Source organism: Mesorhizobium sp. J8 (assembly GCF_016591715.1).
GTDB lineage: Bacteria > Pseudomonadota > Alphaproteobacteria > Rhizobiales > Rhizobiaceae > Mesorhizobium.
This window is the reverse complement of sequence record NZ_AP024109.1, coordinates 4,636,595-4,648,451: the sequence shown is the minus strand read 5'-3', so window position 1 is coordinate 4,648,451 and position 11,857 is coordinate 4,636,595. Positions and strand designations below refer to the sequence as shown.

Here is an 11,857-nt window from a genome sequence, read left to right as displayed (position 1 = left end):
CGCGATTCACGCGAAGCGTTTCGTTGCCTTAATTCCTGTCGACCGGCTTGGAGCGCATCCGCGAGACCGTCTCGCGTTCGGCGCGCTTGGAGCGCAGCGGCGGCAGGCCTCGGTCGATGAGGTCCATATCCTCCAGCACCATGTCGCCCATTCGCTTGAAGGCGATGTCGAGCGCGCCGGCGCGGTGGGCCGAACGCAGGAAGCCGGGGAGGCGGCGGACGGGATGGTCCTTGGCCAGCGGTTCTTCCGGGAAGACGTCGCTGGCGGCGACGATGTGGCCGCTCCTCACCGCCTCCATCAGCGCCTGGAAATCGACGACGCCGGCGCGGCTGAGCAGGATGAAGGCGGCGCCCTTGCGCATCCTGGCAAAGGCGTCGGCACCGAGGAAGCCCTGGTTCTCGCTGGTGACGGAAGCGACGACGAAGACGAAATCGCTTTGCGACAGCACCTCGTCCAGCGAAGCAGGCTCGACGCCGTTGTCGATCAGGATCGACGGCGGCAGCCATGGATCATAGACCTTCGTGCGGGTGCGGAAGCCGGTCAGCAGGCGGTTGAGCGCACGGCCGAGATCGCCGAATCCGATGATGCCGACATCGGCGCCGGACAGGAGCCGCGCCGTCTGGTTGCCGTCGCCGCCCCACAATTCCTCGCCCTGCCGGAAAGCGAGGTCGGCGTCGACGATGTTGCGCGCGAGATTGAGCGCCATCGCGAGGCCGAGCTCGGCTACCGGTTCGGCAAAGACCAGGCCCGTGGTGACGACATGGATGCCGCGCGCGAACAGCGTCTCATAGGGCATGTTGTTGAGAAGGTTGGTCTCGACATTGAAGATGCAGCGCAGCGCCGTCATTTTCTGCAGCGTTTCCGGGGCGATGGGCGGCTGGCCAACGATGTAGCGCGCTTCGGCCAGCACATTCGGCGGCAACTTTGCGACGCCTTCCGGCGTTGTCTCGACGATGCGATATTTCTTACGAAACAGCGCCAGTTGCGGCGGCGTGAAAATCAGGTCGAGGGTGCGCGGTTCGGGTGCGCTGACCACCAGCGGCAACGCGTTGTCGGACATGTTTTCCTCCCGGGACACATTTGGATCGCGTCAATTACATCTTTCCAGTCTTACTACCGATGAAACGATTTACAAGAACGAAAAATCGATTTATCGCTTGGAGTAGCGAGGCAGAAAATCGGCTGCCTGTCCTCGGGGAGGAGGTCAATGGCGCAACGGGAAACCCAGCAGCGGCGTCCGTCGATCCACGACGTGGCGAGCCATGCTGGCGTGTCCGCGGCCACCGTCTCCAAGGTGCTGGCCGGCGTCACCACGGTGAAACCTGAAAACGCGCAGCGCGTCTTCGACGCGGTCGAGCGCCTGGGCTATCGTGTCGATCCTTTGGCTTCCGACATGCGCAGGGCCAAACGCCGTATCATCGGCGCCATCATGCCGGAATTCGAAAGCGAGTTCTTCGGGCAGATGGTCACCGAGCTGGAGGGCCTTGCCGAGCAGCGCGGCTACACGCTGGTCGCCGCATCGAGCCGTGAATCGGAGGCGCGCGAGAAAGAGATTCTTGCCCGCATGCATGACTGGCGCGTCGCCGGCGTGGTGCTGGCGCCGGTGCGCAACGAGCATGGGCCGGCCGCCGCCTTCATGAAAGCCAACGGCATGACCGGCGTGCTGATTGATCGCGTGCTCTCGGATGACGCGTTCGATACTGTTTCGGCCGACAGCGCCGCCGCCAGCGCCGAGGTTGCACGGATGCTGGTCGGCAAGGGCCACAAGCACATCCTGATCATCGGCCTCGCCGAAGGCGCGGCAACCGTGCGCGCTCGGCTGGAAGGTTTTCGCACCCAGGCGCTGGCGCTCGACCCGTCCACCCGTATCGACGTGATCACCTCGGAGGTCAGCGTCGAGCCGCTGCGATCGTCGCTGCGCGACTATTTCGGGCGAGGCGAGCGGCCGACCGCCGTCTATTCGCTGCTCTTGAAAGGCACACTTGTCGCGCTGTCGGAATTCCGCCGGCGCGACTGGCACTGCCCGAACGACATCTCGCTCGTCGGCTTCGACGATGCCGAATGGATGCAGGTGACATGGCCGGCGATTGCGGCCGTGGTGCAGCCGGTGCGGCAGATCGCCAGCGAGGCGATGAACCTTTTGTTTCGCAGGGTCGAGGGTGCCGTGGGACCACCCATGGCGCGGCTCGAACCCTGCCAGGTGTTGATGCGGGAATCCGTTGGCTCGCCAGGCAGCGGTCCGCATTCCGGGGGAGGAGACCGACAACAGCCCCCATTGTCGTGAACGGAAGCATGCGCCGGACCTGGCCGAGGCATCCGGCGCCCAGGATCAACGGAGGATCGAATGATATCGCGTTTCTTGAAGATAAATCGATTTACACTTGCCGTGGGCGTCGCGCTTGCGTTCTCCGCGGTCGGCGCCAAGGCGGAGGACGGGGAATATGGCGTGCTGATGAAGACGCTGGCCAACCCGTTCTGGGGTGCGATGGCGCAGGGCGTCGCGGACGGCGCCAAGGAAGCCGGTGTGAAATATTTCCAGCAGGCGGCCGAGAGCGACCAGGCGGCCGAGCCGCAGCTCAATCTGTGCAACACGATGCTCGAGCGCAAGCCGGTGGCGATGATCACCGCCGCCATCAACTCGACCAATCTCCTGCCTTGCCTGAAGTCGGCGCAGGACGCCGGCATCAAGATCGTCGACCTCGACAACAATCTCGATCAGGCGGTGCTCGACAAGGAAGGCGTCAAGGTGACCTTCCATATCGGCTCCGACAACATCGCCGCCGGCGCCCAGGGCGCGGAGTATCTGGCCAACAAGCTGGGCAAGGACGCCAAGGGTCCGGTGCTGGTCATCGAAGGCCTCTCCGGCAACATCACCGGCGAGAAGCGCGCCAAGGGCTTTGCCGACAAGCTGAAAGAACTGGCGCCGGGGCTCGAGATCGTCGCCTCGCTGCCGGGCGACTGGGATCGCGGCAAGGCCGCCTCGATCGCCACCGATACGCTGACGGCGCATCCCGATCTCGTCGCCATCTTCTGCGCCAATGACGGCATGGCGCTTGGCGCGGTGGAGTCGGTCTATGCGGCCGGCAAGGGCCCGCAGGTGACGATCATCGGCGTCGACGGCAATGTCGATGCTGTGAAGTCGATCAAGGAAGGCCGCCTCAATGCCTCGGTGGCGCAGCTTCCTTATCTCGTCGGCAAGCAGGCGGTCGAGAATGTCAAGAAGGCGCTCGCCGGCGAGAAGGTCGAGGAAAGCATCGCGGTGCCGACGCTGGTGCTGACCAAGGACGTGATCGACGCCGGCAAGGAGCCGATGCTGCAATATGTGAAGTGAGTAGGAAATAGGCGGTAGGCAGTAGGGAAGTAAGAGGTTCGTGCCGCTCGGGTCACTCTGGTATTCCCTACTGCCTAAGCCCTATTGCCTACTGCCTTACTGCCCTCTCTCGAAGGTGCAAAGACATGGCTTCTGAACAGCCCGGCTTCTGGGCTCGGGTGCAGCGCGCATCCGTCGAAAGGCTCCACATCAGGCTGGAGTCGCTGGTGGTGCTTCTGGCGCTGAGCACGGCGATGGCGCTCCTGTCGCCCTACTTCCTGTCGCTCAGCAATTTCCTCAACATCCTGCTCGCGACGTCGACGATCGGCGTGCTGGCGATCGCCGCCACCTTCGTCATCGGCTCGGGCGGGCTCGACCTGTCGCTCGGCTCGGTGATGGGCCTCGCCGGCGTCGCAGGCGCCTTTGTCGCCGTCAATCTCGGCTGGCCCTCGGTGCTGACGGTGATCGCCTGCATCCTGGCCGGCGGGATCGCCGGCTACATCAACGGGCAGTTGGTCACCCGCGCCTTCGTGCCGGCCTTCATCGTCACGCTCGGCATGCTGGGCCTGGCGCGCGGGCTGGCGCTGGTCATCTCGCAGGGCAGGGCGATCTACGGCCTGCCGCCGGAGACCGTCTATATCGGGCAGGGCAGGCCCTTCGGCATTCCAATGCCGGTCATCATCTTCGTGGTCACCGCGATCGTCGCGCATGCGGTGCTTGCCTATACGCGCTTCGGCCGCCACACGCTGGCGCTGGGGGATAGCGAAGGTGCTGCCCGCGCGGCGGGGATCCGGGTCGAGCATCACCGCCGCATCATCTATACGCTCTCCGGCGCGCTGGCCGGGCTCGCGGGCCTGCTCTTCACCGCTCGCGTCAACGCGGGCGACCCGACCGCCGGCATCAACTACGAGCTCACCGCCATCACGGCGGCGATCATCGGCGGGACCAACCTGTTCGGCGGCCGCGCCTCGATCCTCGGCACGATGATCGGCGCGCTGATCATGGGCGTGCTGCAGAACGGGCTGACGCTGCTTGCCGTGCAATCCTACTACCAGCAGATGGCGATCGGCGCGGTGCTGATCCTCGCCGTCTTCATCGACCAGTACCAGGTGCGGAAGGAGTCGCGCGTATGACCCTGCTTTCGCTTCGCGGCATCCGCAAGAGTTTCGGCGCGGTCGACGTCTTGCACGGCGTCGATCTTTCGGTCGCTTCCGGCGAGGTGGTCGGCCTGGTCGGCGACAATGGCGCCGGCAAGTCGACGCTGATGAAGACCATCACCGGCATCTACCGCGCCGACTCGGGCTCGATCGAGTTCGACGGCAAGGACATTCTTGCCCTTGACCCCGGCCAGCGCCGCCGCCTCGGCATCGAGATGATCTACCAGGATCTTTCGCTGGCCAAGCAGCAGGATGTGGCCTCCAACATCTTCCTGGGGCGCGAACCGACGAAGCGCCTGTTTGGCCTGTTTCCCGGCTTCGTCGACAAAAGCGAGATGGATCGGCAGGCGTCGAAGATGATCGAGCGGCTCGGCGCGCATCTCCCGTCGATAAACCGGTCGGTCGGTTCGTTTTCCGGCGGCCAGCAGCAGACGGTGGCGATCGCGCGCGCTCTCACCTTCAACCCGAAGCTCGTCATCATGGACGAGCCGACGGCGGCCCTTGCCGTGCGCGAGGTGCAGAGCGTGCTCGACCTCATCCGGCGGCTGAAGTCGGAAGGCATCGCCGTCATCCTGATCTCGCACCGGCTGAACGACGTGCTGTCGGTCACCGACCGCATCGTCGTGCTGCGGCACGGCAGGGCCGACGCCGATCTCGTCACCGCCAGGACCAATATGAACGAAGTCGTCAGCCGCATCGTCGGCGGCGGCGACATTGCCGCCGCGGCGGCGCATGAGCAACGAGGCTGATATGAATACCTTCGGATTGCACACTTTCGCCATAGCTCCGGTCTGGGACCTCGCCCGCATCGAGCCGCAGATGGACCGGCTGAAGGAGCTCGGCATCGGCCTGATGGAGATCCCGCTGCTGCGCCCCGAAGAGATCGACACCAAGCGCACACGCGGCTTCGCCAACCACTATGGCGTCGAGCTTGTCCCGTCGCTCGGCCTGCCGCGCGCGCTCGACGTCGTCGAGCGGCCCGACGAGGCGCTCGACTTCCTGCAGCCGGCCTTCAAGGTCTGCAATGAGGTCGGCGCCGAGGCTTTGGGCGGTGTCACCTATGGCACGATCGGCAAAACCACCGGACGTGCGCCGACGCAGCGCGAGATCGACGGCATGTGCCGCTTTCTCGAACGCGCGGCGAAATCGGCGAAGTCGCGCAGCCTGAAGCTCGGCATCGAGCCCTGCAACCGCTACGAGACACATCTCATCAACCGCGGCGTCGACGCGGCGCGCATCATCGAGCGGGTGGGCGCCGAGAACATCTTCATCCATCTCGACACCTACCACATGCATATCGAGGAAGAGAGTTTTGCCGCCGGCTTCGAGGCGGCGGCGCCCTATCTAGGCTATGTGCACGTGTCGGAAGCCAATCGCGGCGTGCCAGGGCGCGGCATGCTGAACTGGGCAGCCTGCATGAAGGCGATCGCCGATATCGGCTATCAGGGCGCGATCACGCTCGAAAGCATGAACCATGTCGATGTCGACATCGCCGGCGGGCTCGCCGTGTGGCGGCCTGTGGCCGAGGATCCGCGCGACGTCATCGAGGTCGGATTGCCGTTCCTGCGCGAGGAGGCGAGGAAGGCCGGGCTGACGCTGGGGTGAGGGCATTTCTTGCTTCCCCCTTGTGGGGAAGGTGGCCTCGCGAAGCGACGTCGGATGAGGGGTGCTCCAGGGAACGCCAGCGTCTCACTCCGCTGGAACACCCCTCATGCGTCTCGGCGCTGCGCCGATCCACCTTCTCCCACAGGGGAGAAGGAAGAAGCGGCCAATCAAAACGGGTAGTGCTGGCCCGGGTCCTCGATCGTCACCCAGCGCAGGTCGGTGAATTCGGCGATCGAGGCCTTGCCGCCGAAGCGGCCATAGCCCGAACCCTTGACGCCGCCGAACGGCATCTGCGCCTCGTCGTGGACGGTCGGACCGTTGATGTGGCAGATGCCGGCCTGGATGCGCGCGGCGACGGCCATGGCACGGCGGATGTCGCGGCTGAAGACGGCGGACGACAGGCCGTATTCGGTGTCGTTGGCGACGCACACCGCCTCGTCCTCGCCTTTCACGCGGATGACCGGCTTCACCGGGCCGAAGGATTCTTCCGAATAGACGCGCATGGCGGGCGTCACGTGGTCGAGGAGCGTCGCTTCCACCACCGTTCCTGTCCGCTTGCCGCCGGCCGCGAGCGTTGCACCCTTCGCGGTCGCGTCGGCAATCAGCTCCTCCATCTTGTCCGCCGCCTGGCTGCTGATCAGCGAGCCCAGAACGACATGGCCGCGCGGATCTCCGGCCGGCAGTTTTGAGGCGCGCGCGGCGAGCTTGGCGACGAACTCGTCGGCGATTGTCTCCTCGACGATCAGGCGCTCGGTCGACATGCAGATCTGGCCCTGATGCATGAAGGCACCGAAAACAGCGGCATTCACGGCCGCGTCGATGTCGGCATCGTCCAGCACGACCAGTGGCGCCTTGCCGCCGAGCTCGAGCAGCGCGGGCTTGAGGTGCCGTCCGGAGAGCTCGGCGATGATGCGGCCGACCTTGGTCGAGCCGGTGAAATTGACGCGCTTCACCGCCGGATGCGCGATCAGCGCCTCGACGATTGCCGCCGCGTCCTTCGGATCGTTGGTGACGACATTGACGACGCCCTTGGGCAGGCCGGCCTCGACCAGCACCTGACCGATCAGGCGATGCGTGCCGGGGCATAGTTCGGAGGCCTTCAGCACCACCGTGTTGCCGCAGGCGAGCGGCATTGCGAGTGCGCGGGTGCCGAGGATGACTGGCGCGTTCCACGGCGCGATGCCGAGGCACACACCAGCCGGCTGACGGATCGCCATGGCGAGCGTACCCGGCTTGTCGGAGGGGATGACCTCGCCGGAAATCTGCGTGGTCATCGCCGCCGCCTCGCGCAGCATGTTGGACGCCAGCATGACGTTGAAGCCGGCCCAGGGTCCGGTGGCGCCGGTCTCTTCCATCATCAGCTTGGTGAACTCGCCAACCTTCGAAGCCATCACATCGGCCGCCTTCGAGAGCAGCGCCCGGCGTTCGCCAGGCCCGGTCTTTGACCAGGCATCGAAAGCAGCGGCCGCCGCATCGGCGGCTGCGCTGGCGTCGACGATGCTTGCGGCAGCGGCGCGCGTCGCGAGCTTGCCGGTGAAGGGGTCCAGGCGCTCGTAGGAGGCTTTGCCGGTCGCCGCCCGCTCGTCGCCGTCGATCAGAAGTCCGATGTCCATGGGTTTCTCCCTCGCTCCCGCTGGAGCGTTGCAAAATTAGAAGCCAAGCACTTCCGCGTTGATCGACGCTTCGAGGCCGCCGTCGACCGGCACGTTGGCGCCGTTGATCCAGCGCGCGCCGTCCGAGCACAGGAACAGCACGACCGGTGCGATGTCGCCCGATGTGCCGGCGCGGCCGACGCGCGCGATATCGCTGTCGACCTTGGCGTCGCCGAGGACCGAACGGAACTGTTTCAGGATCGGCGTCTCGACCGGGCCGGGGCTCACCGCGTTGATGCGGATACCGCGGCTCTTGAACGGCTCCTGATGCGCCGCGCGGAAGGTCCACAGGAGCAAAAGCTCCTTCGAGACCGGATAGCCTTCCTCGTTCTTGATCGCGTGGTCAGCAATCACCCTGGCGACATCGGGAAAGCCTTCGACGCCGACCATAGAGGCGGCGCGGTTGAGATTGGCGCGCCAGCCGAAGCCCGCGATGGAGGCGACATTGACGATGGCGCCGCCTTCGCGAAGCCTTGGCGCCATCGCCTCCGAGAGCGCGCGCAGGCCGTAGAAATTGACGGCGAGCGTCGGCGCCGCGCCCATATTGCCGGAAAGGCCGGCGACGTTGCAGAGCGCGTCGATGCGCTGCGGCAAGCGCGCGACGAGGTCGTCGACGCCGGCTTTGGACGAGATGTCGGCCTTGACGAAGGCGCCCTGATGTCCGGCTGGCTCGCGCATGTCGACGCCGATGACGTCGCCGCCGAGTTGGCCCGCGAGTTCCGCCGTGCGGGCGCCGATGCCCGAGGCGACGCCGGTGATGAGGATCGTCTTGCCGAACAGCATGCTCATGCCTTCTCCCTGTGCGGAGCAGTGGGTGCTGGTGAAATGGTCTCGCCGGTCGGATCCGCCACCCCGGCGGGAAGCCTGACTCGGTAGCCTACGGACAACAGGCGCCAACCAAAACGCTCTTCGAGCGTGCCCCAGAGGCCGCGCGGCAAGAGCAGCGAGAAGACCAGCGCCGTGGCGCCGAGCCCAATCAGGTACCAGACGCCGGTGCCGCCGAACCAGGTCTCGATGAGGAAGAAGAGCAGCGCGCCGAGGATGGCGCCCTCGAAGGTGCCGATGCCGCCGACCAGCACCATGAAAATCATGTAAGCGGTCCACTGCACGTTGAAATAGGTCTTCGGCTGGAAGGTGATCGCGGTCGCCAGCCACAGCGCGCCGGCGACGCCGATGCCGAAGGCGGCGAGCATGAAGAGCAGCCGCTTGGTGCCGGTGACGCGCACGCCGACGGAGGCTGCCGCATCCTCATTGTCACGGATGGCGCGAATGGCGGCGCCGGTGCTGCCGCGCAGCAGACCGAACAGGATCGCGAGCAGGGCGGTCATCGACGCCAACGCCAGCCAATAAATGGTCAGCCGGCGTGTCGATGCATCGTAGACGTTGAGCGAGATCAGCGACGTGCCGGTCTCGCCCTGGATCAGACGGTCGAGATTGACGAGCAGGTGGGTGAGCGCCGCGATCACCCACATGCCGATGGCGAACTCGCCGTTCCTCAAGCGCAGCATGAACAACGAAATCGGCCAGGACACGGCGCCGACGATGACCGCCGAAACGAAGAGCGAGACGAATGGATTGAGCCCGGCATTGGCGAGGCGGATCGCGAAGTAGGCGCCAAGGCCGAAGAACACCTGCTGGCCGACCGAGACCAGACCGCCGAAACCGGCCAGCGCATTCCACATGGCGGCGAGGATCACATAGATGAACAGCGCCGTCATGCGATCGACCGCGCCGGCCGATAGGAATTGCGGCGCGATGGAGAGCAGCAGAATGATGCTCAAAACGCCGATGCCGGCGGTGCGCGAAGCGGCCGTGCCGCGCTCGATGACCGGGGAGGCGGTGCTCATGAGGCTTTCCGCGTGGAGAGGCGCAGCAAGCCGTGCAGGCCGAGGCCGGAAGTGTAGAGCCGGATGAACAGCACGATCAGGAAAGCGACGTGGCCGCCGATGAGGAAACCTTGCGGATGGATCCTGGCGCCGAGCGTCTGGGCGAGCGCCAGCACAATGCCGCCGATCAGCGTTCCCCAGAGCGAGCCGGCACCGCCGATGACGGCCGCCTCGAAGGCGAACAGAAGTTGCGTTGCGCCGGCATAGGGATCGAAGGTGGCGCGCATGCCGAGGAAAGCGCCGGCGAGACCGACCGTGACCATGGCGATTGCTGCGGCTATTGCCATGGAGCGGCGCGCGTCGACACCGACAATGCCGGCGGTATCAGGGTCTTCCGAGGTCGCGCGGATCGAGCGGCCTAACCCGGTGCGGGTGAGGAACAGCTGCAGTCCACCAAGCAGGACGACGGCGGTGATGAAGATGATCACCGCTAGCTTGCCGACATAGAGGCTGCCCGGCCATTCCCAGGAAGCATAGGACAGGCTGCCGATGAAGGGCGCCAGCGAGCGCGTGTCGGCGCCGAACTGTTCGAACAGCACATTGTCGATGACGATGGCGAGGCCGAAGGTTGTGAGGATCGGCAGCAGCGCGCCGCCGCGCGCGCTGCGCTCAAGCAGGAAGCGCTGCAAGGCCCAGCCAATCGCGGCCATCAGCGGCAGCACGACGAGCAGGCCCAGAAATGGCGAGATGTGGAAGCGCGAGGCGAGCAGCCACAGCGCGAAGGCCGATAGCACGGCGAGGCTGCCATGCGCCAGGTTGATGATGCGCATCACCGAGAACATGAAGGAGAGGCCGCAGGCGATCAGCGCGTAATAGCCGCCGAGCAGGACGCCCTGGACGATCTGGTTCATCATGCCGGCACGCCTCCGGCGCCTTTCCGGTGCAGACCGAAATAGGCCTTGGTCACCTCGTCGCGCGACACGCTCTTGCTGTCGCCGGCAAGGACGATCCGGCCCTCCAGCATGCAGATCACCTTGTTGGAGACGGAGAGCGCGCGGTTGAGGTCCTGCTCGACCAGGATGATCGTCGTGCCGGAGCCGAGCAGCCCCTGCAGAGAGGCATAGACGCGGTCGACGACCAGCGGCGACAGGCCGAGCGAGACCTCGTCGAGCAAGAGCAGGTCGGGATTGCTCATCAGCGCACGGCCGATTGCGGTCGCCTGCTGCTCGCCGCCGGAAAGATGCCCGGCCTTGGCATGGCGGCGCGGCTTCAAGTTGGGGAAGGTGTCGAGCACGCGTTCGACGCTCCAGTCGCCGGGGCGGCTGGCAGTGCGGCCAAGCAGAAGGTTTTCCTCGACCGTCATCTGCACGAACAGCCGCCGGCCTTCGGGAACCAGGGCGATGCCCTTGCGGACGCGTTCATGCGAAGGCACGCCGGAGAGATCGTTGCCGTCGAAGACCACACGGCCCGAGGCCGCCTGGTGCGCGCCGGCGATTGCGCGCAGCAGCGTCGTCTTGCCCGCGCCGTTGGCGCCGACCAGCGCCAGCGTCTCGCCACGCTTGAGGCTGAAGCTGATGCCGCGCACCGCCTGCAGCAGGCCATGGCGGACAACGAGATTCTCGACCGACAGCAGGCTCATTTCGGGCCTCCGCCGAGATACGCGCTGATCACCTGCGGGTCGGCCATCACCGCCTGCGGCTCGCCGTCGGCGATGATCTTGCCGGCATCCATGCAGATCAGCCGTTCGGCCACTTGCAAGAGCACGTGGACGATGTGCTCGATCCAGACGATGCCTATCCTGCGGCGGCGCAATTCGCGGATGGTCTCGACGAGCTCGCCCGCCTCGCCGTCGGTCAGGCCGCCGCCGATCTCGTCGAGCAGAAGCAGCGTCGGCTTCGCGGCGAGCGCGCGGGCGAGCTCCAGCCGCTTGCGGTCGAGCAGGCCGAGCGTCTCGGCGCGGCGGTTAGCGACACTGAACATGCCGCAGAGCTTCAGCGAGCCGAGCGCTTCCTCATAAGCCTCGTCGCGGCCGAGTCCGGCGCCGTGCGAGGCGGCGACGAAGACATTCTCGAAGGCGGTCATGCCGCCGAAGGGTTTCGGCACCTGATGGGTGCGCACCAGGCCCAGCCGGCAGCGCTGCGTGGCCGGCAGCGCCGTGACGTCATCGCCCTTGAAGGCGATGGTTCCGGCGCTCGGCGGATAAGCGCCGGAGAGCACGCTGAGCAGCGTCGTCTTGCCGGCGCCGTTCGGGCCGACGATGCCGACCGCTTCCTCGGCGCCCATGGCGAAGTCGATGTCGTCGAGCAC

At 66.0% G+C, this 11,857-nt stretch carries 12 protein-coding genes; 5 read left to right on the top strand and 7 right to left on the bottom strand.

All coding sequences use genetic code 11. From position 1 onward, the window contains the following. Positions 1-28: 28 nt before the first annotated feature. Positions 29-1,060 (bottom strand): hydroxyacid dehydrogenase, encoded by a 1,032-nt coding sequence (locus tag MJ8_RS22265; protein WP_201410877.1) that lies wholly within the window; start codon positions 1,058-1,060, stop codon positions 29-31. A 147-nt stretch (positions 1,061-1,207) separates the two neighbouring features. On the opposite strand from MJ8_RS22265, the gene MJ8_RS22260 reads away from it, so the two are divergent. The 5 genes from MJ8_RS22260 (at position 1,208) to MJ8_RS22240 (ending at position 6,072) form a co-directional block, all read left to right on the top strand. After that, positions 1,208-2,284 (top strand): LacI family DNA-binding transcriptional regulator, encoded by a 1,077-nt coding sequence (locus MJ8_RS22260; RefSeq protein WP_201410876.1) that lies wholly within the window; start codon positions 1,208-1,210, stop codon positions 2,282-2,284. Positions 2,285-2,344: 60 nt separating this feature from the next. Beyond that, complete coding sequence (locus MJ8_RS22255; RefSeq protein WP_225247989.1) at positions 2,345-3,331, top strand: substrate-binding domain-containing protein; 987 nt, start codon at positions 2,345-2,347, stop codon at positions 3,329-3,331. Between the two features lie 125 nt (positions 3,332-3,456). Continuing rightward, the gene (locus MJ8_RS22250) at positions 3,457-4,443 is read left to right on the top strand and encodes an ABC transporter permease (RefSeq protein WP_201410875.1); all 987 of its coding nucleotides are present in this window, start codon (positions 3,457-3,459) and stop codon (positions 4,441-4,443) included. Next, positions 4,440-5,216, top strand: a complete 777-nt coding sequence (locus tag MJ8_RS22245) for an ATP-binding cassette domain-containing protein (protein WP_201410874.1) — start codon at positions 4,440-4,442, stop codon at positions 5,214-5,216. The genes MJ8_RS22250 and MJ8_RS22245 overlap by 4 nt, the downstream gene beginning before the upstream one ends. Before the next feature lies 1 nt (position 5,217). After that, positions 5,218-6,072 (top strand): sugar phosphate isomerase/epimerase family protein, encoded by an 855-nt coding sequence (locus MJ8_RS22240; protein ID WP_201410873.1) that lies wholly within the window; start codon positions 5,218-5,220, stop codon positions 6,070-6,072. 167 nt (positions 6,073-6,239) lie between these two features. Here MJ8_RS22240 and MJ8_RS22235 read toward each other — a convergent pair whose 3' ends face one another. Genes MJ8_RS22235 through MJ8_RS22210 form a run of 6 tightly spaced genes read right to left on the bottom strand, consistent with a single transcriptional unit; the run spans position 6,240 to position 11,833 of the window. Further along, entirely contained in the window at positions 6,240-7,685 is a 1,446-nt protein-coding gene (locus MJ8_RS22235; protein WP_201410872.1) for an aldehyde dehydrogenase, read from the bottom strand. Positions 7,686-7,721: 36 nt separating this feature from the next. Beyond that, positions 7,722-8,507 carry a coniferyl-alcohol dehydrogenase gene (locus MJ8_RS22230; RefSeq protein WP_201415530.1) on the bottom strand — a complete coding sequence of 262 codons (786 nt, stop codon included), beginning with the start codon at positions 8,505-8,507 and terminating at the stop codon, positions 7,722-7,724. A gap of 2 nt (positions 8,508-8,509) precedes the next feature. Next, positions 8,510-9,571, bottom strand: a complete 1,062-nt coding sequence (locus MJ8_RS22225) for a branched-chain amino acid ABC transporter permease (RefSeq protein ID WP_225247988.1) — start codon at positions 9,569-9,571, stop codon at positions 8,510-8,512. Next, positions 9,568-10,464: a branched-chain amino acid ABC transporter permease gene (locus MJ8_RS22220; RefSeq protein WP_201410871.1), complete on the bottom strand. Its 897-nt coding sequence runs from the start codon at positions 10,462-10,464 to the stop codon at positions 9,568-9,570. Before MJ8_RS22220 ends, MJ8_RS22225 begins: the two co-directional genes overlap by 4 nt. After that, entirely contained in the window at positions 10,461-11,189 is a 729-nt protein-coding gene (locus MJ8_RS22215) for an ABC transporter ATP-binding protein (protein ID WP_201410870.1), read from the bottom strand. The genes MJ8_RS22220 and MJ8_RS22215 overlap by 4 nt, the downstream gene beginning before the upstream one ends. Then, positions 11,186-11,833, bottom strand: a complete 648-nt coding sequence (locus tag MJ8_RS22210) for an ABC transporter ATP-binding protein (RefSeq protein ID WP_263649706.1) — start codon at positions 11,831-11,833, stop codon at positions 11,186-11,188. Before MJ8_RS22210 ends, MJ8_RS22215 begins: the two co-directional genes overlap by 4 nt. Between the last annotated feature and the right edge of the window lie 24 nt (positions 11,834-11,857).